Origin of the sequence: Brevundimonas kwangchunensis (assembly GCF_039523815.1) — a bacterium.
Taxonomy (GTDB): Bacteria; Pseudomonadota; Alphaproteobacteria; order Caulobacterales; family Caulobacteraceae; genus Brevundimonas; species Brevundimonas kwangchunensis.
On record NZ_BAAAGA010000001.1, the window covers coordinates 617,822 to 640,006 of the forward strand.

Annotated in this window: 18 protein-coding genes; 9 read left to right on the top strand and 9 right to left on the bottom strand. The window is 69.0% G+C overall.

Annotated features, from left to right (window positions below):
- Window positions 1-108 precede the first annotated feature (108 nt).
- The gene (mdh, locus tag ABDZ95_RS03005) at window positions 109-1,071 is read left to right on the top strand and encodes a malate dehydrogenase (RefSeq protein WP_343790152.1); all 963 of its coding nucleotides are present in this window, start codon (window positions 109-111) and stop codon (window positions 1,069-1,071) included.
- Window positions 1,072-1,202: 131 nt separating this feature from the next.
- On the opposite strand, the gene ABDZ95_RS03010 is transcribed toward mdh, so the two are convergent.
- Complete coding sequence (locus ABDZ95_RS03010) at window positions 1,203-1,721, bottom strand: type III secretion system chaperone family protein (RefSeq protein ID WP_343790155.1); 519 nt, start codon at window positions 1,719-1,721, stop codon at window positions 1,203-1,205.
- A 53-nt stretch (window positions 1,722-1,774) separates the two neighbouring features.
- A complete protein-coding gene (gene zapE, locus ABDZ95_RS03015; RefSeq protein ID WP_343790158.1) occupies window positions 1,775-2,881 on the bottom strand; it encodes a cell division protein ZapE in 1,107 nt (368 codons plus the stop codon).
- 184 nt (window positions 2,882-3,065) lie between these two features.
- Here zapE and ABDZ95_RS03020 point away from each other — a divergent pair, with 184 nt between their 5' ends.
- Window positions 3,066-4,112 carry an aspartate-semialdehyde dehydrogenase gene (locus tag ABDZ95_RS03020; protein WP_343790161.1) on the top strand — a complete coding sequence of 349 codons (1,047 nt, stop codon included), beginning with the start codon at window positions 3,066-3,068 and terminating at the stop codon, window positions 4,110-4,112.
- A gap of 43 nt (window positions 4,113-4,155) precedes the next feature.
- A complete protein-coding gene (rarD, locus tag ABDZ95_RS03025) occupies window positions 4,156-5,085 on the top strand; it encodes an EamA family transporter RarD (protein ID WP_343790164.1) in 930 nt (309 codons plus the stop codon).
- Here the strand turns inward: rarD and ABDZ95_RS03030 are convergent, their stop codons facing one another.
- Both ABDZ95_RS03030 and ABDZ95_RS03035 read right to left on the bottom strand, forming a co-directional pair.
- A complete protein-coding gene (locus ABDZ95_RS03030; RefSeq protein ID WP_343790167.1) occupies window positions 5,086-6,222 on the bottom strand; it encodes a serine hydrolase domain-containing protein in 1,137 nt (378 codons plus the stop codon).
- A gap of 38 nt (window positions 6,223-6,260) precedes the next feature.
- Window positions 6,261-7,478: a serine hydrolase domain-containing protein gene (locus ABDZ95_RS03035; RefSeq protein WP_343790170.1), complete on the bottom strand. Its 1,218-nt coding sequence runs from the start codon at window positions 7,476-7,478 to the stop codon at window positions 6,261-6,263.
- 77 nt (window positions 7,479-7,555) lie between these two features.
- On the opposite strand from ABDZ95_RS03035, the gene ABDZ95_RS03040 reads away from it, so the two are divergent.
- On the top strand, window positions 7,556-8,164 hold the full coding sequence (locus ABDZ95_RS03040) for a TetR/AcrR family transcriptional regulator (protein ID WP_343790174.1): 609 nt from the start codon (window positions 7,556-7,558) through the stop codon (window positions 8,162-8,164).
- Here ABDZ95_RS03040 and ABDZ95_RS03045 read toward each other — a convergent pair.
- Both ABDZ95_RS03045 and ABDZ95_RS03050 read right to left on the bottom strand, forming a co-directional pair.
- Window positions 8,161-9,792, bottom strand: coding sequence for a M20/M25/M40 family metallo-hydrolase (locus tag ABDZ95_RS03045; RefSeq protein WP_343790177.1), 1,632 nt, complete (start codon window positions 9,790-9,792; stop codon window positions 8,161-8,163). The two genes, ABDZ95_RS03040 and ABDZ95_RS03045, sit on opposite strands and share 4 nt — an antisense overlap.
- Before the next feature lie 42 nt (window positions 9,793-9,834).
- Window positions 9,835-11,040 (bottom strand): BaiN/RdsA family NAD(P)/FAD-dependent oxidoreductase, encoded by a 1,206-nt coding sequence (locus ABDZ95_RS03050; protein WP_343790180.1) that lies wholly within the window; start codon window positions 11,038-11,040, stop codon window positions 9,835-9,837.
- 49 nt (window positions 11,041-11,089) lie between these two features.
- Between ABDZ95_RS03050 and greA the strand changes: the two genes are divergently transcribed.
- The 3 genes from greA to ABDZ95_RS03065 all read left to right on the top strand — a co-directional run bounded on the left by greA (window position 11,090) and on the right by ABDZ95_RS03065 (window position 15,301).
- Window positions 11,090-11,566: a transcription elongation factor GreA gene (gene greA, locus ABDZ95_RS03055; RefSeq protein ID WP_343790183.1), complete on the top strand. Its 477-nt coding sequence runs from the start codon at window positions 11,090-11,092 to the stop codon at window positions 11,564-11,566.
- A gap of 55 nt (window positions 11,567-11,621) precedes the next feature.
- Window positions 11,622-11,771: a hypothetical protein gene (locus ABDZ95_RS03060; RefSeq protein ID WP_343790186.1), complete on the top strand. Its 150-nt coding sequence runs from the start codon at window positions 11,622-11,624 to the stop codon at window positions 11,769-11,771.
- Between the two features lie 224 nt (window positions 11,772-11,995).
- Entirely contained in the window at window positions 11,996-15,301 is a 3,306-nt protein-coding gene (locus ABDZ95_RS03065; RefSeq protein ID WP_343790189.1) for an amidohydrolase family protein, read from the top strand.
- Between the two features lie 45 nt (window positions 15,302-15,346).
- Here the strand turns inward: ABDZ95_RS03065 and ABDZ95_RS03070 are convergent, their stop codons facing one another.
- Together ABDZ95_RS03070 and ABDZ95_RS03075 are read right to left on the bottom strand one after the other, a co-directional pair.
- On the bottom strand, window positions 15,347-16,621 hold the full coding sequence (locus tag ABDZ95_RS03070) for an MFS transporter (RefSeq protein ID WP_343790193.1): 1,275 nt from the start codon (window positions 16,619-16,621) through the stop codon (window positions 15,347-15,349).
- Window positions 16,618-17,535, bottom strand: coding sequence for an oxidoreductase (locus tag ABDZ95_RS03075; protein ID WP_343790196.1), 918 nt, complete (start codon window positions 17,533-17,535; stop codon window positions 16,618-16,620). Before ABDZ95_RS03075 ends, ABDZ95_RS03070 begins: the two co-directional genes overlap by 4 nt.
- A 165-nt stretch (window positions 17,536-17,700) precedes the next feature.
- Between ABDZ95_RS03075 and ABDZ95_RS03080 the strand changes: the two genes are divergently transcribed.
- Together ABDZ95_RS03080 and ligD are read left to right on the top strand one after the other, a co-directional pair.
- A complete protein-coding gene (locus ABDZ95_RS03080) occupies window positions 17,701-18,609 on the top strand; it encodes an AraC family transcriptional regulator (protein WP_343790199.1) in 909 nt (302 codons plus the stop codon).
- Window positions 18,610-18,737: 128 nt separating this feature from the next.
- Entirely contained in the window at window positions 18,738-21,278 is a 2,541-nt protein-coding gene (ligD, locus tag ABDZ95_RS03085; RefSeq protein WP_343790203.1) for a DNA ligase D, read from the top strand.
- Here ligD and ku read toward each other — a convergent pair.
- Window positions 21,275-22,159 carry a non-homologous end joining protein Ku gene (gene ku / locus ABDZ95_RS03090; protein WP_343790206.1) on the bottom strand — a complete coding sequence of 295 codons (885 nt, stop codon included), beginning with the start codon at window positions 22,157-22,159 and terminating at the stop codon, window positions 21,275-21,277. The genes ligD and ku overlap by 4 nt on opposite strands.
- Window positions 22,160-22,185: the final 26 nt, after the last annotated feature.

The following is a 22,185-nucleotide window of genomic DNA, read 5'->3' on the forward strand; positions in this document are numbered from 1 at the left end:
ACGAACTCCTGATCACGCGGCGTTACAGTTGCAGCCGGGGGCCTGCGGGTCTAGACCGCCGCCGACCGCGGTTCGCAACCGCACAACTTCCTCCCGGAGACAGACTATATGGCTCGCGCGAAGATCGCCCTTATCGGCGCCGGCATGATCGGCGGCACCCTGGCCCACGTTGCGGCGCGCGAAGCGCTGGGCGACGTGATCCTGTTCGACATCGCCGAGGGCACGCCGCAGGGCAAGGCGCTGGATATCGCCGAAGCCTCGGCCGTCTTCGGTCAGGACGTGGCCCTGAAGGGCGCCAACGACTACGCCGACATCGCCGGCGCCGACATCTGCATCGTCACCGCCGGCGTGCCGCGCAAGCCGGGCATGAGCCGCGACGACCTGATCGGCATCAATCTGAAGGTCATGAAGGCCGTCGGCGAGGGCATCAAGGCCCACGCCCCGAACGCCTTCGTCATCTGCATCACCAACCCGCTCGACGCCATGGTCTGGGCCCTGCAGAAGTTCTCGGGCCTGCCGAAGGAGAAGGTCGTCGGCATGGCCGGCGTGCTCGACTCGGCCCGCTTCGCCTACTTCCTCGCCGAGAAGACCGGCGTGTCGATCCAGGACATCCACGCCTGGACCCTGGGCGGCCACGGCGACGACATGGTGCCGATGGTGCGTCACTCGACCGTCGGCGGCCTGCCGCTGCCGGACGCCGTCGCCGCCGGCTTCCTGTCGCAAGCCGATCTGGACGCCATCGTCGAGCGCACCCGCAAGGGCGGCGGCGAGATCGTAGCCCTGCTGAAGACCGGCTCGGCCTTCTACGCCCCGGCGGAATCGGCCATCGCCATGGCCAAATCCTACCTGCTGGACCAGAAGCGCGTTCTGCCGTGCGCCGTGTGGCTGTCGGGCGAGTACGGCCTGTCGGACCTCTACGTCGGCGTGCCGGCCATGATCGGGGCCTCGGGCGTCGAGAAGATCATCGAGTTCACCACCAACGACGACGAGAAGGCGATGTTCGCCAAGTCGGTCGAGTCGGTCCAGGGCCTCATCCAGGCCTGCAAGGACATCGACGGCTCGCTGGCCTAAGGGCGCTGCCGCTCGCGACGCGGTCGCTCGCTGCTTGAGCGCCAGGGCGCCCTCAAGCAGTGAGCCGCCGGGCGGCGAACGATAGGTCAAAAAGAATGAAGGCCCGCGGATCGCTCCGCGGGCCTTTTCTCTTACTGGCCTGCCGGAGGCGCCGCAGGCGCGGCTGGCCCCGCCAGATACTGGGCGAAGGCGCGAAGCTGCTGCAGCCACACGACAGTCGGCTCGCGCAGTTGCTCGGCGCCGTTCGCGGTCAGCAGCACATCGTAGCGCGCCAGCACAGACGCCTCCCCGCCCTCGGTCTCCGGGGCGTACCAGGCGGCGGTCACATAGCGATTGTCGCGGTTCCAGGCCGTCACCTGCGCCTCGGTGATCGGGCCGGTGAAGGTGGCCGAGTACTGCACGTCGTCACACAGCGTCGCGCAGGCGTAGAAGGTCAGGCTCCAGGGCAGGGGCTGATCCGCGATCCGCACAATCTGCGCATTGCCGACCATGGTCGGCTCGCTGACCTGCCCGCCGAGGCCCGTCAGCCAGGTCCGGGTGTCGGCCACGGTTACGCCGGTGGACGCCGCGGCCGGGGCGGCGGTCTGGGCAAGAGCAGGCGCAGCCACGCCCGTCAGGGCGGCGGCGGCGATCAGGGCAGTAAGGCGCATTGAAGTTTCTCCCTCCAGTATCGGACCGATCCGACGCGAGCGCCGGAGCGGAATTAAGGCGCGGTCGGCTCCGTCCGCTCGCGCGCCAGCCAGTCGGCGCTGGCCATCTCGTTCAAACGTGACACCGTTCGTTCGAACTCGAAAGCGCCGACGCCTTCGGTGTAGAGCGCCTCGGGCGCGGCGGCGGCCAGCACGACCAGCCGGGTCCCGGCCTCGTACAGGGCGTCGATCAGGGTCACGAAGCGGCGTGCCTCGTGATGATTGGCCGGGCCCAGCACCGGCACGTCCTCGACGAAGACCGTGTGGAAGCGGTTGGCGATGGCCAGATAGTCCTGCGGACCCAACGGGCGCGAGCACAGCTCGGCGAAGGTCGCGCGCGCCAGTCCGCCATCGGTGCGATCGATGACGATGTCGCGGCCCAGCACGGTCAGGTGCGTCGGGCATTCCTGCTGCTCGCCCTTCAGCTCCTGCCACAGGGCCTCGAAGTCGGCGCGGCCGGCGGCGTCGTACCAGACCCGCGCGCCCATCAGCCGGTCCAGCCGCCAGTCGCGCGCGCCGGTCACCTGCACCACCTCGCAGGCGGTCTCTAGCATGCCGATGAAGGGCAGGAAGAGCTGACGGTTGATGCCGTTCAGATACAGCTGGTCCGGCGCCCGGTTCGAGGTGATGGCCACCACCGTCTTCAGCTCGAACAGGGCCTCGAACAACCGGCCCAGGATCATGGCGTCGGCGATGTCGGTGACCTGCAGTTCGTCGAAGCACAACAGGCGAGCTTCGGACGCGATCAGCTCGGCCACCGGGCGGATCGGATCGTCGCCCTTCGACTGACCGAACACGGCCTTGCGCGCCTTCGCATCGCCCTCGCGCCACTGGCGGATCAGGTCGTGCACCCGGGCCATGAAGGCGTGGAAGTGGGCGCGGGTCTTCCGCTGCTCGGGCACGCAGGCGAAGAACAGGTCCATCAGGATGGATTTGCCGCGTCCCGGGGGACCCCACAGGTAGATCCCCTTCACCGCCGGACGCGCGCCGAACAGGCCGCGTTTCTCCAGATCGCGCTCCAGCCGGCCGAAGGCCTCGACCACCGGAATCTGCGACGGATCGGGCGTCAGTCGGCCATCGGCCAGACGCTTGTCATAAGCGGCGCGAATGCGGGAAGACATCGAACTCGGGCTTAGCCGCCCCGGCCCTTCGTGAAAAGCGATTGCTTCGCGCCTGCGAAAGACTACATGCACGCTCTGAAGCGCAATATTGTCCGCCCCCTGTGATCGCCGGGGTGTCCGAAAGACCAACCGCCCTCAAGCAGCGAGCCGTCGCGCGGCGAGCGTCAGGGCAAGAGAGAATGTCATGGGTTATGTCGTCGCCGTCGTGGGCGCCACCGGCAATGTCGGTCAGGAAATGCTCAACATCCTGGAAGAGCTGAACTTCCCGGTCGACAAACTTCACGCCATCGCCTCGCGCAAATCCAAGGGCGTCGAGGTCTCCTTCGGCGACCGCACCGTGAAGTGCGAAGTCCTCGAGACGTTCGACTTCTCGACCGTCGACATCGTCCTGATGTCGGCCGGCGGCGCGATCTCGAAGGAATGGTCCGAAAAGATCGGCAAGTCGGGCGCCGTGGTGATCGACAACTCGTCCGCCTTCCGCATGGACCCGGACGTGCCGCTGATCGTGCCGGAGGTGAACCCGGACGACGTCAAGCTGACGTCGAAGAAGAACATCATCGCCAACCCCAACTGCTCGACCGCCCAGCTGGTCGTGGCCCTGAAGCCCCTGCACGACGCCGCGAAGATCAAGCGGGTCGTCGTCTCGACCTACCAGTCGGTCTCGGGCGCCGGGAAGGAAGGCATGGACGAGCTGTGGAACCAGACCAAGGCCATCTACGGCCTGGGCGACGCCACGCCGAAGAAATTCCCCAAGCAGATCGCCTTCAACGTCATCCCCTTCATCGGGTCGTTCAACGACGACGGCTACACCGATGAGGAGACCAAGATGTGGAAGGAGACGCACAAGATGCTGGATCCGGCCATCAAGCTGACGGTCACCTGCGTCCGCGTGCCGGTCTTCGTCGGCCACTCCGAGGCCGTGACGGTCGAGTTCGACCGTCCCATCAGCCCGGACGAGGCCCGCGCCATCCTGCGCGACGCCCCGGGCATCCAGGTGATCGACAAGCAGGAGGCCGATGGCTACGTCACGCCGATCGACGCCGCCGGCGAGTTCACGGTCTATGTCTCGCGCATCCGCAAGGACCACACCGTCGAGAACGGTCTGAGCTTCTGGGTCGTCTCGGACAACCTGCGCAAGGGCGCGGCCCTGAACGCGGTCCAGATCGCCCAGCTGCTCGACGAATCCGGCACGATCCAGCCGAAGAGCGGCTATCGCTCCATCACCGTCTGACCCCTTTCCGCACCGTCGGCTCCCCCCGGCGCTGGAGAAGATCATGGCCTCCCCTACCGGTCCGGATCAGGGCCGCGCCGCCCTGCTGTCCGCCTTCAGCTGCTATGTGCTGTGGGGCTTCATGCCCCTGCTGTTCATGGGCCAGCACGCGGTCGGCTTCGACGCGATGGAGATCCTCGCTCACCGCACCATCTGGGCGGCGCCGGTCGCCTTCGCCCTGGTGTGGTTCGCGCGCCAGAATGCCCAGGTCGTCGCCGCCTTCCGCAATCCGAAGATCATCGGCCTGCTGGCGATCTCCACGGCGCTGATCGGTCTGAACTGGGGCCTGTACGTCTGGGCCACGACCCATCACGCCACGCTGGAAGCCAGCCTCGGCTACTACATCAACCCGCTGCTCAACATGATCGTGGGCCTGTGGCTGTTCCGCGAGCGCATCGACCGCTGGGGCTGGGTCGCCATCGGCCTGGCCTTCGTCGGGGTGGTGCTGCAGGCGCTGGCGCTGGGCCGCCCGCCGTGGATCTCGCTGATCCTCGCCGTGACCTTCGCCAGCTACGGGGTCATCCGCAAGAAGGTGGCCGTCGACGCCCAGGCCGGCCTGTTCATCGAGTGCCTGCTGCTGGCCCCGTTCGGCGTGGCCTGGCTGCTGTGGCTGAACCAGACCGGCGCGGCCGTTGGTTTCGACGACCCGGTCCACGTCGCCTGGGCGCTGGCCAACGGCCCGGCCACGGTCCTGCCGCTGGTGCTGTTCGCCTGGTCCGCGCGCCGCCTGCCGCTGTCGACGCTGGGCTTCATCCAGTTCCTCGCCCCGACGATCCAGTTCGGCGTCGGCGTGGCCACGGGCGAGTCCCTGACCGCCCTGCGCGTCGCCTCCTTCGCCTTCATCTGGGGCGGAGCGCTGGTCTTCGCCGCCGCCGCCTTCTTCCGCCAGCGCGCGGCGCGTCAGGCGCTCAAGGCCTCGGCCGAGCCGATCTGATCACAGCGCCGAATACAGCGCCCCGATCAAGCGCTGGGCGCGCGGGTCGCCGATCAGATGCGGCGACTGGCGGGTCATCACATAGGCCGCCGACACGCCATTCGACGCGTCAGCGAAGGCCGTTGAGCCGCCCCAGCCGCAATGGCCGACGGCGTTCGTATCCGGCCCGAAGATTTTCAGCAGGTCGTTGCGGGTGAACCCGGCCGCCCAGCCCATGTCGAACGGCAGCACCTTGTCCCGCCCGCGGATGCGCTCGCGCGTCGCCTGCGCCAGAGTCTCCGCCGACAGCACCGACCGCCCCTCGAACGTCCCGCCATTGGCCAGCAGGCCCATGATCCTAGCGAGGTCGGCGGCGGTGGCGTGCATGTTGGCCGAGGGAATCTCGATCATCCGCCACTCGGCCGAACCGCGCCCGCCGGGCGACGAGCCCTTGTCGAGGAAGGCCGCCGTCTTGATCGGGTCCACACCGCCGAGGTCCGTCGCCTTCGAGGGTTTACGCATCTGCGCCACCCGCTCGTGCTCCGCCTCCGGCAGGCCGATCCACAGGTCGAGGCCGGGGAAGTCCTCGCGCAGGGCCGTGCCCATGGTCCGCCCGTCGACCAGCCGGAACAGCTCGCCCGCGAGATAGCCGATGACGATAGGGCTGTAGCCCGACGCCGTCCCGGGCGCCCACATCGGCGCCTGGGCGCACAGCCGGGCCAGCGCGGCCTCGCGGTCGAACCAGATGGCCGGATCCTCGGGCGTGTCGAAGCCCGGCAGACCCGCCTGATGGCTCATCATCTGGCCGACGGTGATGCCGTCCTTGCCCGCCTGTCCGAACACAGGCCAGTAGCTGGCGACCGTCGCCTCATAGTCCAGCAGGCCGCGCTCGACGCAGGTGGCGATCAGCAGGGCCATCACCGCCTTGCCGGTCGAGAACACCGGCGTCAGCGTCCGCTGGTCGTAGGGCACGGTCCGCGCCGCATCGGCCCAACCGCCCCAAAGGTCCACCACCGTCTCGCCGCCCACACAGACGCTGAACCGCGCGCCCTGCTCGTTCAGCCCCTCGGGCGCGTCGACGAAATTGGCGGCGAAGGCGTCCTTCACGGCGGCGAATTCGGGCGGGCAGACGCCCATGATCTCGGGGGAGGCGGTCATACCACCTCCCTACCGGCCGCCGCCCGCGCCGTCGACCGTCAGGCGGCCGACGCCATCGCGTGGAACTGCTGGATCGCGCCGTAACCGGCGAGGCCGTGGCCCTTCATAAGCCCCTCAAGCTCGACCATGTTGTGCTGGAGCAGGATCATCACCGAACCGTCCGTCGGGTCGGCCTGCCACCACCCGCCATAGGCGCCTGGCCAGCCGACCGTGCCTACGCCGCCCTTGCCGTGCATGACGCCCGCCGTCGCCGGATCGGTCACCACCGCCAGCCCCAGGCCGAAGCCGTTGCCTGGCGCGAAGGTCGGCATGCCCAGCGTCGTCGCCCGGGCGCGCTGATCGTCGGTCAGGCGGTTGGTCGTCATCAGGCCCAGGGTCTCGGGCCGGATGAGGCGCGCACCGTCGATGGCCGCGCGGTCGAGAAACACCCGGGCGAAGGCCAGATAGTCGTCCAGCGTCGACCACAAGCCCGCGCCGCCGGACTCATAGGCCATGTTCGCTGGTCGTTCGGCCACGGTCGCTCCACCCGGCGCGACGTCCAGCCGCTTCAGCCGACCCTCTGCGTCATAGCCGTACAGCCCCGCCCGCCGGTCCCGCTTGACCTCCGGCACCACGAAGCCGGTGTCCAGCATGCCCAGCGGCCTGAAGATCCGGCGATGCAGCAGCTCCCCCAGCGACACCCCCTCCATCCGGGCCAGAAGCAGGCCCAGCAGGTCGGTCGAATGTCCGTAGTGGAAGCTCGCGCCCGGGTGGTCGACCAGCGGCAGGGAAGCCAGGCCGGCGATCCAGTCGTCAGGCGTCCGGTCGCTGTCGATATCGCCGCCCAGAGCTTCGCGATACGCCTGCGCCAGCTGCCCCCGATGGAAGGCTCCATAGGTGAAGCCCGCGCGGTGGGTCAGCACGTCCTCGAAGGTGATCGCCCGCGCCGCCGGCGCTGTGTCATCCAGAGCGCCATCGACAGAGCGCAGCACGCGCATGTCCGCGAACTCCGGCGCGATGTCCGTGATCGGGTCGTCCAGCCGGAAGCGTCCTTGCTCCATCAGGATCATCGCCGCCATGGCCGTGACCGGCTTGGTCAGGGAGGCGATGCGGAACAGGCTGTCCCGGGCCAGCGGAACCCCGGCCTCGCGATCCTGCCAGCCGGCGATGGCGCAGGCCGCGACGCCACCCCGCCAGACCAACGTCGCCGCGCCCGCCATCTCGCCCGAATCGATCAGCCGCCCGAGCATCTCTGTCGCCTGTTGCGCCAACGTCACCTGAAGCCTCACCATAAAATGTGCGTGACTTATAAAATAATCTTTCCATAAAACAAGTGGCGCGTTAAACCCGGCTCATGACGGGTTCATCGAACGAAAGCGGACGGCGCGCGCCGAAGGGCGACAAGCGCCAGCGCACGCGCAAGGCTCTGCTGGAGGCCACCCGCGCTCTGATCCGCGAGCGGGGCTACGAGCGCACCACCCTGCAGGCTGTCGCCGAGCGGGCGGGCATGACCAGCGGCGCCATCTACGGTAACTTCAGGAACCGCGACGACCTCTTCATGGCCTTGGCCGACGTCTACTGGGTGCCGATCAAGCCGGTCATCCGCAAGGGGACAACCTTCGCAGAGAAAATGCGCGCCATCGCCGACGCGACCGTCGCCTCCATCCCGGATCGCGAAGCCGCCGCCTTTGGCCGGCTCAGTGGCATGGCCTGGGCCTTGGGTCAGGAAGACGTCCGCGCGCGTATCGCCGAGACCACCCGTCGCAGCTTCCACGTCGGCGCCGAATGGCTGCAGACCATCGCCGACGACGGCGGCCTGCCCATGCGCGCCGACCTTCTGGTCGTGGTGATCCATTCCCTCACCGAGGGCCTGCTGTTCCAGCGCTTCCTGACGCCCGATCTCGTGCCGGACGAGGCCTTCCACGCCGCCTTCGCCGCCCTGGCGGGCGAGCGGACAGCCTAGCGCCGACGATCCGCCGAGGCCTGACGCGCCGCCTCGAACTCCGAACCCTCGTTCCACTCCGGCCACTGGTCGCTGTCGGCCAGATCGCGGCCGACGGCGTACAGCAGGTTCACGTCCACGGCCGCCGCATCCATGCGCCAGTCGGGCGTCCATTCGTCCGAGGGCTTGTGATAGCGGTTGGCGACATAGTCGCGGCTGGCCTCGTTGTGGCCCGTGAAGCCGGCGATGCCGAACAGGGCGGGCACGCCGCGCAGGGCCAGCGGGAAGTGGTCCGAGCGATAGAAGCCGCCGGCTTGCGGCGCGGGATCGGGGATCAGGCGACGGCCGGCCTCGACCGCGCGACGCTCCAGCCACTGGTCCGTCTGGCTCTTGCCCGCGCCGATGACGACGATCTCGGGCGAGACCTCCGTGCCCGGCAGCAGGCTGTCGATATTGATGTTGGCGACCGTGGTCTCCAGCGGCCAGACCGGGTTGGCGGAATAGTATTCCGCGCCCAGCAGCCCGGCCTCCTCGGCGGTCCAGGCGGCGAAGACCACCGACCGCTTCGGCGCGCCGCCCTCCCGGAACAGGCGGGCCAGCTCCAGGATGGCCGCCACGCCCGTCGCATTGTCGACGGCGCCGTTATAGATGTCGTCGTCGCCCACCGGCGTCGCCCGACCGTAGGCGTCCCAGTGCGCGCCGTACATGACGGTCTGGTCCGGATGCTCCGTACCCGGAATACGCGCCAGCACATTGCGGCTTTCTATGTTGGCGTGGGTCTGACCGAAGTCGATCGACAGCGTCACCCCCTCCAGCGGCACAGGCCGGAAGGCCTCGCTGCGGGCCTGATCGCGCAGCTGCGCATAGTTCAGGCCGGCCGCCTCGAACAGGCGCTGGGCCACCTCGCCCTGGATCCAGCCCTGCGCCGGGACGCGTTCGGCCTCCCAGTTCTGGCGCACGATGTCGAAGTCCGGCGCGGTCGACGACCCCTCCAGCACCGACCAGCCGTAGCCGGCCCCGGCCGTGTCGTGGATCACCAGCACGCCCGCCGCGCCCTGCCGCGCCGCCTCCTGGAATTTGTAGGTCCAGCGGCCGTAGAAGGTCATGGCGTTGTCGTCGAACCGGCCGGCCACCGGATGGCCCTCGGGCGCGCCGAAGTCCGGGTCGTTGACGAGGACGAGGATGATCTTGCCCCGCACGTCGACGTCCTTGAAGTCGTCCCAGCCGCGCTCGGGCGCATCGACGCCATAGCCGGCGAAGATCACCGGCGCGTCCGTCACCGTGATCCGGTCCACCGGCCGGTCGCTGGCGACCAGCACGTCCGGCCCGCGCCGCAGGCTGATCTCCCCGCCCGGCGTCCGCGCGGTGATGGTGGCAGGCCCGTCCTGCTGCGTGCGGCTCAGATGCGCGACCTGCACCCACTGGCCGTCCGGCCCGCCGGGCTCCAGCCCCAGGGCCGTGAACTGCTCAACCAGATAGTCGACCGTCTTCTGCTCGCCCGGCGTCGCCACGCCGCGGCCCTCGAACTCGTCCGAGGCCAGCACGCGGGTGTGCTCGTTCAGCCGCGCCGGATCCGCCTGCTGCGCCAGCACGGGCGAGGCGAGGAGCAACATGGCCGTGGTCGAAACGAGGATCGATTTCAGGCGCATGGGTCTACTCCAACGGTTCGGGGAGGCGGCACCCTGCCCCCGTCAGGCCAGCCAGTCCAGCACCCCGTCCGCCGCGACCACGCCCGAGGCGAAGCTGGCCTGCAGCAGATAGCCCCCCGTCGGCGCCTCCCAGTCCAGCATCTCGCCGGCGACGAAGACGCCCGGCAGGGCCTTGAGCATCAGACCATCCGTGACCTGATCCAGCCTGATCCCGCCGGCCGAGGAAATCGCCCGCTCCAGTCCCTGCACCCCGGTCAGGGTCAGCCGCACCGCCTTGATCCGCTTCGCCAGCTTCTCGGCGCCCTCCGGAATCGCCCCGGGGATTTCCCGCAGCAGGCCCACCGCCGCCGGCGACAGCCCGCCCGCCTTTCTCAGCCAGTTGGAAATGCTGTCCTTGCCGCGCGGCTTAGCCAGCCGGGCCGCCAGCGCCGCCACATCCAGATCGGGCCGCAGGTCCACGACGAGCGCCGCCTGCCCGTCCCGTTCGATCGCGTCGCGCAGACCCGCCGACAGGGCATAGACCGCCCCGCCCTCCAGGCCGTAGGCGGCGATCATCGCTTCACCCCGAACCGTGCGCTCGCCGTGGGTTAGCGCGATATTCTTCAGCGGCTGCCCGGCGAACCGTTCGACCAGCACCGGGCTCCAGTCGACATCGAAGCCGACGTTGGACGGCCGCAACGGCGCGAGCTCGACGCCCGCCTTGGCCAGTTCTTCAGCCCAAGATCCGTCCGACCCCAGCCGGGGCCAGCTGGCCCCGCCCAGCGCCAGCACCACCGCATCGGGTCGTTCGACGCTTTGCCCCTCCGGCGTACGGAATACCCAGCCCTCGCCCTCGCGACCGACCCAGCGCGATCGCGTCCTGATCTCCACGCCCAGACCCGCCAGCCGCGCCAGCCAGGCCCGCAGCAGGGGCGAGGCCTTCATCGTCTTCGGAAACACCCGGCCCGACGAGCCGACGAAGGTCGGCTGCCCGAGCCCCTCGACCCAGCCGATCAGATGGGTCGGCGAAAACCGCTCCAGCCAACGGCCGACCACCGCCCCGGCCTCCGCATAGCGGCCGGTGAACGGCTCGATCGGCTCGGAGTGCGTCAGATTCAGCCCGCCGCGCCCCGCCATCAGGAATTTGCGCGCCACGGACGGCATGGTCTCGTGCACCACCACGCGCACTCCGGCGCCGGCCAGTCGCTCGGCGGCCATCAGGCCGGCCGGGCCGGCCCCGATCACATGCACGGTCTTCGGATCAGTCATCGGCTTCCTGTGGACCGGAACGCGCGCGACCGCCATACGCTCATTCCCCATGAGCGTCGCCTTCACCCGCGAGGAAGACCTGGAGGCCACGGCCGCCGATCTTCCCGACCGTCCGATTTCCCCGCACCCCAATCTGGTCACGCCCGCGGGTCTGACCGCGATCGAGGCCGCCCTGGCCGAGGCGCGCGCGGCCTGGACGGCGGCGCAGGCGAAGGGCGACATCGAGGCCGATCGCACCGCCATGGCGCGCGCCACCCGCGATCTGCGCTACTGGACCGCCCGCCGCGCCTCTGCCCAGCTGGTCGAGATCGAGGCCGACGGCCGTGTCCGCTTCGGTGGCTCGGTGACCATCGAACGCGAGGACGGCCGCACCCAGACGTGGCGGATCACGGGCGAGGACGAGGCCGACCCCGCCGCCGGCTCGGTCAGCCACGTCTCGCCCCTCGCCCGCGCCCTGATCGGCAAGCGCGTCGGCGACGAAGCGACGGTCGCCGGACAGGCCGTCGATATCGTCGCGGTCGATTGACGTTGCCGTCAGCGCGCTGACGAACCACATTACGGACGAACACAAGGATACGCCCATGGCCCGCAAGCCCAACTACAGCTTCGAACGCCAGGAGCGCGAACGCGCTGACGCCAAGAAGGCCGCCGAGAAGGCCGAACGCAAGGCCGAGAAGAAGGCCGAAGCCGCCGCTCGCAAGGAAGCCGGTCTGCCGCCGCTCGAGGATTAGGGTCTTCCGCTCATCCCCGCGGAGGCGGGGACCCGGCACATTCAGGAATGCAGCCCGGGCGCTTCGCAGCGTGCACCGGATAGCCCGTACCCGGCCCGCTGCCCGCACAGGATCCCCGCCTTCGCGGGGATGCGCGGCAGAGAGAGCTGACGCGGCTGGACACCCCTGACCCCCGATGCTCTGTTGACGGCCTGAAAAGTCTGTCTGCGTCCCGGGGGAAATCCATGAAGCGCATCCTGCTGGCCACGGCCGCCTCGCTGGCGTTCGCCGGTTCCTCATGGGCCCAGACTGCGGAGCCCGCTCCCGCCGAGGTCGCGCCGACCGCGACTGAAAATGCGGAAGCCGATGCGGACGATGCGAAGTGGGACGTCCAGAACCCGCCCGGCGCGTCGCGCGACATCCCCATCGACACCACCCGCGGCACCTGGATGGCGCTGGACGTCAGCCCTGACGGCAGCACCCTCGTCTTCGACCTGCTGGGCGACATCTACGTCATGCCCGTCGCCGGCGGCGAGGCCCGCGCCATCGCCAGCGGGGTGGCCTGGGACATGCAGCCCAAATGGTCGCCGGACGGCCGCCATATCGCCTTCACCTCGGATCGCGGCGGCGGCGACAACATCTGGATCATGGACGCCGACGGCTCCAACCCGGTGCAGATCTCCGACGAGTCCTTCCGCCTGCTGAACCAGCCGGAGTGGACGCCGGACGGCCAGTTCGTGGTGGCCCGCAAACACTTCACCTCGGCCCGCTCACTCGGCGCCGGCGAGCTGTGGATGTACCACCGCACCGGCGGCGGCGGCGTGCAGATGACCGAGCGCCGGACGCCGCAGAAGGACACGGGCGAGCCCGCCTTCTCGCCGGACGGCCGCTACCTCTACTTCAGCGACGACGCCACGCCGGGGAACACCTTCGAATATTCGAAGGACCCGAACACCCAGATCTACATCATCCGCCGCCTCGACCGGGAGACCGGCGAGATCGAACCCTACGTGACCGGCCCCGGCGGTTCGATCCGCCCGACGCCCTCGCCCGACGGCCGCTCGCTCGCCTTCGTGCGACGCGTTCGCTACCAGTCGACCCTGTATGTCATGGACATCGAGTCCGGCCGCGAAACGCCGATCTTCTCGGGCCTCGACCGCGACATGCAGGAGACCTGGGCCATCCACGGCGTCTATCCGGCCATCAGCTGGACGCCCGACAACCGCTCCATCGTCTTCTGGGCCGACGGCCGCATCCAGCGCGTGGACGTTGCCAGCCGCGAGGTGACGGACATCCCGTTCCACGTCGCCGACACCCGCCGCATCCAGGAGGCCGTCCGCTTCCCGGTCGAGGTCGCGCCCGACCAGTTCGACGTGAAGATGATCCGCTGGGCCCGCCCTTCGCCGGACGGCCGACGCGTCGTGTTCGAGGCCCTGGGCAACCTCTGGATCCGCGACCTGCCGACCGGCACGGCGCGCCGTCTGACGCGTCAGAGCGATCATTTCGAGCTCTATCCGAACTGGTCCCGCGACGGCCGGTCGATCGTCTACACGACTTGGGACGATCAGGACCTCGGCACGGTGCGCGTCGTCTCCGCCAGCGGCGGCGAGGGTCGCGTCGTGACCCGCAACCCGGGCCACTATGTCGAACCGACCTTCACCCCCGACGGCCGCACCATCGTCTACCGCACAGTATCCGACGGCTTCCTGACCTCGGCCTTGTGGAGTCGCGATCCGGCCGTCTATCGCATTCCTGCGGCGGGCGGCGAGGCCGTGCGCATCACCGATGAAGGCGAAGCGCCCCAGTTCGGCGCCAACGGCGACCGCCTGTTCCTGACCGGCCGCGACGGCGAGAACCGCGCCCTGATCTCGGTCGATCTGAACGGCGAGGACAAGCGCACCCACGTGACCTCGCAATGGGCCGGCGAGTTCGCCATCTCGCCCGACGGAAACTGGATCGGCTGGACCGAGCGCTTCAACGCCTATGTCGCGCCCTTCGTGGCCGCCGGACGCCCGATCAACGTCAGCCCCGACGGCAAGGCCCTGCCGCAGGCCCGCGTCACCCGCGACGCCGGCGAGTGGCTCAGCTGGTCGGGCGACAGCCGCCGCCTGCAATGGTCGCTGGGACCCGAGCTGTTCACCCGCGACCTGAACCAGTCCTTCACCTTCGTCGACGGCGCGCCGTCCGAGCTGCCCAGGCCGGACGAGCACGGCATCAACCTCGGCTTCAGCGTTCCGACCGACCGCCCCGAGGGCCGCATCGCCCTGACCGGCGCGCGCCTGATCACCATGAACGGCGCCGAGGTCATCGAGAACGGCGTCGTCGTTATCGACGGCAATCGCATCGAGATGATCGGCCCCATGGCCTCCACGACCATCCCGGCCGGGATCCCGACCCTCGACATGACCGGCAAGACCATCATGCCCGGTCTGGTCGACGCCCACTGGCACGGCTCGATGGGCTCGGACGAGATCATCCCGCAGCAGAGCTGGGTCAACTACGCGGCCCTGGCCTTCGGCGTGACCACGCTGCACGACCCGTCGAACGACACCAGCGAGATCTTCGCCCACTCGGAGATGGGCCGCGCGGGCCGCGTCGTGGCCCCCCGCATCTTCTCGACCGGCACCATCCTGTACGGCGCCACCACCGCCTTCACCGCCCAGATCGACAGTCTGGACGACGCCCGCTCGACCCTGCGCCGGATGCAGGCGGTCGGGGCGTGGAGCGTGAAGAGCTACAACCAGCCCCGTCGCGACCAGCGTCAGCAGATCTTGGCCGCCGCGCGCGAGCTGAACATGATGGTCGTCCCCGAGGGCGGCTCCCTGTTCCAGCACAACATGTCGATGATCGTGGACGGCCACACCACCATCGAGCACTCGGTGCCCGTCGCCCGCCTGTACGACGATGTGCACCAGCTGTGGCGCCAGACCGGCGTCGCCTACAATCCGACCCTGGTCGTGGCCTTCGGCGGCAGCTACGGCGAGAACTATTTCTATCAGGAGAGCCCGGTCTGGGATCACCCGATCCTGACCCAGTACGTGCCGCGCCGCATCCTCGACGCCCGCGCCCGTCGCCCGGTCACCGCGCCGATGGAGGAGTGGAACCACATCGCCATCGCCCGCGAGGCGACCCGCCTGTCGGAACAGGGCGTCAGCATCTCCATCGGCGCCCACGGCCAGCGCGAGGGCCTCGGCGCCCACTGGGAGATGTGGAGCCTGGCGCTGGGCGGCATGAGCCCGCACGACGCCCTGCGCGCCGGCACCCTGAACGGCGCCCGCTCGCTGGGCATGGACCGCGACATCGGTTCTCTTGAAGCCGGCAAGCTGGCCGACATGATCGTGCTGGACGCCAACCCGCTGGAGAATATCCGCAACACGACCTCGATCTCGCACACGATCGCCAACGGCCGCGTCTACGACAATCGCATGAACGAGATCGCCCCGCGCCAGCGCGAGCGGGCGCCCTTCTGGTTCGCCCAGGAAGGCGGCGAGGCCTGGTCCGCCGGCGCCACCGAGGCCGACACCCACGGCCATAGCCACGGCAACCACTAGGATCGATGAGAGGGCCGGGCGCTCCGTAATTCGGAGCGCCCGTCTTCAGCCGGCAGGCGCCTGTCGCGCGATCCTCGCCCCGGCGATCAGGAAGGCCGCGGCGGTCAGAACGCTAGCGCCCGGACCGATCAGCAGCCCCAGGCCAAGGCCATTGGCTATCCCGGCCGCGGTCGCCTGATCGCTGATCAGGCCGACAAGCACCGGAGCCAGCGCCGGACCGGCAAGCCCGGAAGCGACCATGCCCAGACTGGTGGCCATCGCCTCCTTGCCGGGGCCGGCCACCCTGTGCGCCGCGCCGAACAGCCACGGGAGCATGAAGGCGAAGGCCAGCATGCCCGGCACGAACAGGGCGATCGCCAGCCGCCCGTCGGGAACGAAAAGCGCGGCGGCCGTTGTCACCGCGCCGACGGCGAACAATGCGGCGGGCAGAACGAGCAGGTTCCTGCCGCCTGCCCGAATGGCGCGATCGAACAACCGCCCGCCGACGAGGGTTCCCGCGATCCCCATCAATCCTTGCAGCAGACCGAACGACAGCCCGACCTCGCTGGTAGTGAAGCCATGCGTGCGGATCAGGAACGGGGCCGTGAAGGTATAGAAGGGCGCCGAGGCGAAGCCGACAACGAACGCCGAGACGATCAGCCAACGGAAGGCCGGGTCGGCGAGCAGGCGCAGGGCGGCCCGCAGATAGGGTTCGGTCCGCTCCGTCGTGCGCCTGGCAGGCGAGGTGGGTCCGACGACCCACCAGCTCAGCAGCGCGGTCCCAAGGCCGATCGCTCCGGCGCCGATAAAGGCGGTCCTCCAGCCGAAGGCCTCGTCGATCATCCCGCCACCGACGAAGCCGATCATGGTGCCCAACGGAATGCCCATGGCGAACAGGCCGATGGCCAGACCGCGTCGCTCGGGCCGGATGCGGCGGGCGATCAGGGCGTGGCCTGCGGGCGTGCCTCCCGCCTCGCCGACGGCGACGCCCAGCCGGGTCAGGGCCAGCACCACAAACCCGCCCGCCAGCCCGCCCAGGGTGGTCATCGCACTCCACAGCAGAAGGCACAGAACCAGCACCAGCCGGGGCGATCCGCGATCGGCGGCGCGCGCGAGAGGCAAGGCCAGAAGGGTGTAGCAGACCGCAAACGCCAGTCCGGTCAGCAGGCCGATCTGGGTGTCGGTCAAGCCAAGATCGGTCCGGATCGACTCGGCGAGGATGAAGGGCAGGATGCGGTCGATCTGGCTCAGGCTGCTGACCAGTAACAGGGTCGCCAGAAGCGCGCCGGTGCGCCATCCGCTGGTGTAGCCGGAGGCGGAACGGAGGGTCAGGTCGGTCATCCGAAGCGGACCCCGGTCAGGTCTTCGGACACGTCCCACAGGCGCGCGCAGGCAGCCTTGTCCAGCGAGGGGGCGGGTGCTCGGGACGGCGCGGGATAGCCGCGCGTTTCGCTGAGGCCGCCCGGGCCGTAGTAGCCACCGGGCTTCGCCTCCCGCGCCGTGGCGGCGAACAGGGTCGGCAGCGCGCCCTGCGCCGGCGACTGCATCATCAGGGCCCGGAGGATGCGGAACGGCAGCGGCACCCTGCCGCCGGCGCCCGGCGCGTTCTCCAGCAGTTGCGTCTGCGACAGACCCGGGTGCGCGGCCAGACTGTCGACGCCCCAACCGCCGGCCTCGCTGCGGCGCTGCAGTTCGAAGGCGAACATCAGGCAGGCCAGCTTGGACTGCGCATAGACCGGCATCGATCGGTACCGTCGCAGGGCCTGCAGGTCGTCGAAGTCGATCCGCCCCTGTCGCGCGGCGATGCTGGACAGGGTCACGACACGCGCGTTCCGGCCCTTCCGAAGCTGGGGCAGCAGATGGCCGGTCAGGGCGAAGTGACCCAGATAGTTGGTCCCGAATTGGATCTCGAAACCGTCGGCCGTCTCCATTCGCTGCGGCGGACGCATGACCCCGGCGTTGTTGATCAGCAGGTCGAGGCTGTCGATCTGGCTCTTCAGCCGGTCGGCGAAGGCCGCGACCGAGGCCAGACTGGCGAGGTCGAGTTGCTCGAACCGGACGCGGGCGGAAGGCGTGTCGCGATGGATGGCGGCGATGGCCTCGGCCCCCTTCTTCGGATTGCGGCCAGCGACGATCACCTCCGCCCCGGCGCGGGCGAGAGCAAGGGCGTCTTCATAGCCGAGGCCACCTGTTCCGGTGACCACGGCGGTTCGGCCTCTCTGGGGAGGAATGCGGGATGCGGTCCAGTTCGTCATGCTCGGCTCTCGCTGGCGGTGATGGGTCATTCCCTCCAGCGTGACGGATCGCGCGTCGGAGCGAATGTCCGATGCGCCGAGTGTCTTGCCTGATCCTCCAGCGACGATTGTCGGCCGCGGAGCGTCGGGTTAGCGTCGGGAAGTTCAGGCAAGGAAGGTTCGACCATGACCCGTTCGCTGGCCCAGACGATCACCGACGTCATGGATGCCCATCAGATCGACAGCGGCGCCCTGTTCACGCGCGTGCCGGGGCTTCGGCTTCTGCGGTCGAAAGACAGGGTGGCGCCGCACAACATGACCTATCGCCCCTCCCTGTGCATGGTGGCCCAGGGCGCCAAACAGGTGATGGTCGGGGATCGGACGGTCACCTATGGCGACATGCAGGCGCTGGTGGTGACGGTCGAGGTCCCGGTGCTGAGCCAGATCGTCGACGCCTCGCCGGAGCGGCCCTATCTGGCGGCGACGCTGGAGCTGGATGCGGACATCATCCTCGACCTGGTCAGCCGGCTGGATACAGCCAGCTATGCCACCGGCAAGCCGGGCTTCGGCATGATCGTCAAGGACATGGACGAGACAATCACGGGCGCGATGCTGAGGCTCCTCGACACGGTCGGCAGGCCCGAGGCCGTGGAGATCCTCGCCCCGGGCGTTCTGCGCGAGATCGCCTACTGGATGCTGACCGGACCGGCGGGCGCCAATGTGGCCCGCATGGTCCTGCCGGACGGTCAGCCGCTCCGGATCGCCCGCGCGGTCCACCATCTGCGGGACAATTTCGACGCGCCGCTCAGCGTCGCCCAACTGGCCGCCGTCGCCGGGATGAGCCCGTCGTCCTTCCATCAGCACTTCAAGACGATGACCTCGATGTCGCCACTGCAGTACCAGAAACAGATGCGCCTTCTGGAGGCGCGCCGGCGGATGGTGTCCGAGGGCGAGCGCGCAGCCGAGGCCGGCTTCTCCGTCGGCTACGAAAGCGCCTCACAGTTCAGCCGCGAGTATGCCCGCCTGTTTGGCGTCCCGCCCCGCCGTGACGCCCTGCAGGCGCGGGCGGTGCTGCCGACGGCGATAGACGCCTGAACCTGTCTTGCCTTACCCGGTGGCTCACCTCAAACGCCCCGGCAGCCAGTGGTGGATGAAGAACCTCCGGCAACAGGCTGAGCGATTCCCGTTCCGGCGCGTTTAACCGCGTCGCTGGAGGAATCGCGGTGCGCGGAGAGCTGGAGACCTACAAGGCCAAGCGGAATTTCGGGATCACCCCCGAACCGAAGGGCCGCAAGGCGCGCGGCCGCCGCAAGAGCCTGACCTATCTGATCCAGCGCCATGCGGCGACGCGGCTGCACTACGACTTCCGCATCGAGGCGGACGGGGTGCTGAAGTCCTGGGCCGTGACCAAGGCCCCCTCGCGCGATCCGGCTGTGAAGCGGCTGGCGGTCGAGGTTGAGGATCACCCGCTCGACTATGGCGCGTTCGAGGGAACCATCCCCTCGGGCAACTACGGCGCCGGCACGGTCCAGATGTGGGATCGCGGCACGTGGGAGCCGCAGAACCCCGACACGCTCGAGGCCGACTTCCGCCAAGGCTCGGTCAAGATGATCCTGCACGGCGAGCGGCTCGAGGGCGGCTGGGCCCTCGTCCGGCTGAAGGGTGATCGCGGCAAGCCGTCGAAGCGCAACAACTGGCTGCTGATCAAGGAGAAAGACGCCTTCGCCGTCCCCGGCGAGGGCGACGCCAATATGGAGATCGACGCCTCGGTCGCCACCGGCCGTTCGCTGGCCGAGATCGCCGACGGCCGCAAGCAGTGGACGTCCTCGAAGCCGGTCGCGAAGGCCGGGCCGAAGAAGCCCAGGGCCCAACCGCGCGAGGCGGCTCTGAAGAAACCCGCCCCCTTCACCCCCATCCAGCTGTGCAAGGTCGCCGACCATCCGCCGCGGGGAGAGGGCTGGGCGCACGAAATCAAGTTCGACGGCTATCGCGTCCAGATCGCCACCGGCGGCGGCAAGGCACGCCTCTACACCCGACGCGGCCACGACTGGTCGAACAAGTTTCCCGAGGTCATCGCCGACGCAGCGCACTGGCCCGACGGCGTGGTCGATGGCGAGCTCTGCGCGCTGGACGCCGACCACATGCCGGACTTCTCGGCGCTGCAGGCCGCCATCTCGGAGGAAAAGACCGACAAGCTGGTCTTCTTCGCCTTCGACCTGCTGTCGGAGGGCCTCGACGATCTGCGCAAACTGCCGCTGGCCGGTCGCAAGGCGCGGCTTCAGGCCCATATCGATCGCATCCCGAAAGCGGCCGGCAAGCGCATCCGCTACGTCGACCATTTCGCCACGTCCGGGACCGCCATTCTGGAAAGCGCCTGCCGGATGGATCTGGAAGGCGTTATCTCCAAGAAGCTGGATGCTCCGTACACGGCCGGCCGCTCCTCGACCTGGCTGAAGTCGAAGTGTCGGGGCCGGGACGAGGTGGTGATCGGCGGCTGGTCGTCGGAAGGCGGGACCCGCTTCCGGTCCCTGCTGGTCGGGGTGCGCGAGAAGGACGGCCTGCGCTACCTCGGCCGCGTCGGGACCGGCTACTCCCAGCCCCTGCTGAAGACCCTGCTGCCGGCGCTGAAATCCGCCGCCGCCGACCGGTCTCCCTTCGCCGGCCCGGCGGCCCCGCGCGGCGGCAAGGACATCCACTGGGTGAAGCCCGTGCTGGTCGCCGAGCTGGAACACGGCGGCTACACCGAATCCGGCTCCCTGCGGCAGGCGGCGTTCAAGGGTCTGCGCGACGACAAGGCGGCGAGCGAGGTCACCGACGCCCCGACCCCGCCGGTCAAGCCGACGTCGAAGACCACGACCGGCAAGGCCCGCACCGTGGTTGCGGATGTCGCGATCTCCAGCCCCGACAAGGTCCTGTGGCCCGCCGCCGACGGCTGCGACGCGGTCACCAAGGCCGACCTCGCCCGCTACTACGAACGCGTCGCCGAGCGGATGCTGGAGCATGTCGCCGACCGCCCCATCTCCATCGTCCGCGCCCCCGACGGCATCGACGGCCAGCGCTTCTTCCAGCGTCACGCCATGCCCGGCTCGAACCCGCGTCTGAAGCTGATCGATGTGAAGGAGCGAAAGCCCTATGTCGGCGTCGAGGACGTCGGCGGCCTCGTCGCCCTCGCCCAGGCCGGCGGGCTGGAGCTGCACCCTTGGGGCTGCCGTCCCGGCGATCCGGAAACGCCCGACCAGGTCACCTTCGACCTCGACCCCGACGAGGGCCTGGACTTCGCCGACGTCATGGCGGCCGCGAAGACGGTGAAGGCCAAGCTGGAGGACCTGGGCCTCACGCCCTTCGTGAAGACCGCCGGCGGCAAGGGCTTGCATGTGGTCGTCCCCATCCGATCCGACGGTCGCAGCCGGGTCGAATGGGACCAGTGCAAGGCCTTCGCGAAAGCCGTGGCCGAGGCGCTGAAGGCCGATGATCCGGATCGCTTCACCACCACCCTGGCCAAGAAGGCGCGGGGCGGGAAGATCTTCATCGACTATCTGCGCAACGGCCGGATGGCGACCGCCGTCGCCCCGTGGTCGCCGCGCGCCCGGCCCGGCGCCACCATCGCCCTGCCGCTGAACTGGAGCCAGGTCCGCAAGGGTCTGGACCCCCGCGCCTTCACCATCGCCGAGGCGGTGGCCCTGCTCAAGAAGCCCGATCCCTGGGCCGACTTCCGCAAGTCCGAGGCCAGCCTGAGGCCCGCCATTAAGGCGATGGGACTCTAGGCCGCCTTCTTCTTCGACGTCGTCTTGCGCGCGGGCGCCTTTTTCGCCGCCGGCTTCTTCGCCGGCGCGGCCTTCTTCGCCGCCGTCGTCTTGCGCGCGCCTGTCGCCGATCCCTTGAGACTGCTGCGCAGGGCGGCCATCAGGTCGATGACGTTGGTGTCCTCCGGCTCAGGCGCTTCGACCAGCGCCTTGCCGCCCTTCTGCCTGGACTTGATCAGCGCCTTCAGCGCCTCGTCGTAGCGGTCGCGGAATTTCGACGCGTCGAACTTCGAATCCTTCTGGCCGATGATCTTCTCGGCGATCTCGACCATCTCACGGTCGGCCTTCACCGCCGGGATGTCGTCGAAATAGTCGTCGGCCTGCCGGACCTCGTCATAGGCCCGCAGGGAGTAGGCGATCAGTCCCTTGCCGCAGACTTCAAGCGCCAGCTGACGCTCCCGGCCCCGGATCACGACCGAGCCGATCGCGGTCTTGCCCGTCTCCTTCATCGCCTCGCGGATGACGGCGAAGGCCTCGGCGCCCACGCCCTTCTCGGGGACCAGATAGAAGGGGCTGTCATAGTAGCGCCGGTCGATGTCGTCGGCGTCCACGAACTGCTGGATGTCGATGGTGCGGGTCGCCTCGAGCTTCACCTTCTCGAAGTCGGCGTCGTCCATCAGAACGTACTCGTCCTTCGACACCTCATAGCCCTTCACCAGATCCGACCGCTCCACCGGCCCGGTGTCGGGATCGGTGGCCACCATGCGGATGCGGTTGTTCGTGTCCGGATTGATCAGGTGGAAGCTGACGTGCGCCGTCGACGACGTCGCCGTGAACATGGCCACCGGGCAGGTAACCAGCGACAGCTTCAGATGTCCTTGCCATGTCGGCCGCGCGACCATCGGTCTTCTCCGCATCAGATCGCGGA

Coding starts and splice junctions, on each gene's coding strand:
- mdh (WP_343790152.1), top strand. CDS start 109: ATGGCTCGCGCGAAGATCGCCCTTATCGGCGCCGGCATGATCGGCGGC.
- ABDZ95_RS03010 (WP_343790155.1), bottom strand. CDS start 1,721: ATGCGCCTTACTGCCCTGATCGCCGCCGCCGCCCTGACGGGCGTGGCT.
- zapE (WP_343790158.1), bottom strand. CDS start 2,881: ATGTCTTCCCGCATTCGCGCCGCTTATGACAAGCGTCTGGCCGATGGC.
- ABDZ95_RS03020 (WP_343790161.1), top strand. CDS start 3,066: ATGGGTTATGTCGTCGCCGTCGTGGGCGCCACCGGCAATGTCGGTCAG.
- rarD (WP_343790164.1), top strand. CDS start 4,156: ATGGCCTCCCCTACCGGTCCGGATCAGGGCCGCGCCGCCCTGCTGTCC.
- ABDZ95_RS03030 (WP_343790167.1), bottom strand. CDS start 6,222: ATGACCGCCTCCCCCGAGATCATGGGCGTCTGCCCGCCCGAATTCGCC.
- ABDZ95_RS03040 (WP_343790174.1), top strand. CDS start 7,556: ATGACGGGTTCATCGAACGAAAGCGGACGGCGCGCGCCGAAGGGCGAC.
- ABDZ95_RS03045 (WP_343790177.1), bottom strand. CDS start 9,792: ATGCGCCTGAAATCGATCCTCGTTTCGACCACGGCCATGTTGCTCCTC.
- ABDZ95_RS03050 (WP_343790180.1), bottom strand. CDS start 11,040: ATGACTGATCCGAAGACCGTGCATGTGATCGGGGCCGGCCCGGCCGGC.
- greA (WP_343790183.1), top strand. CDS start 11,090: ATGAGCGTCGCCTTCACCCGCGAGGAAGACCTGGAGGCCACGGCCGCC.
- ABDZ95_RS03060 (WP_343790186.1), top strand. CDS start 11,622: ATGGCCCGCAAGCCCAACTACAGCTTCGAACGCCAGGAGCGCGAACGC.
- ABDZ95_RS03065 (WP_343790189.1), top strand. CDS start 11,996: ATGAAGCGCATCCTGCTGGCCACGGCCGCCTCGCTGGCGTTCGCCGGT.
- ABDZ95_RS03070 (WP_343790193.1), bottom strand. CDS start 16,621: ATGACCGACCTGACCCTCCGTTCCGCCTCCGGCTACACCAGCGGATGG.
- ABDZ95_RS03075 (WP_343790196.1), bottom strand. CDS start 17,535: ATGACGAACTGGACCGCATCCCGCATTCCTCCCCAGAGAGGCCGAACC.
- ABDZ95_RS03080 (WP_343790199.1), top strand. CDS start 17,701: ATGACCCGTTCGCTGGCCCAGACGATCACCGACGTCATGGATGCCCAT.
- ku (WP_343790206.1), bottom strand. CDS start 22,159: ATGGTCGCGCGGCCGACATGGCAAGGACATCTGAAGCTGTCGCTGGTT.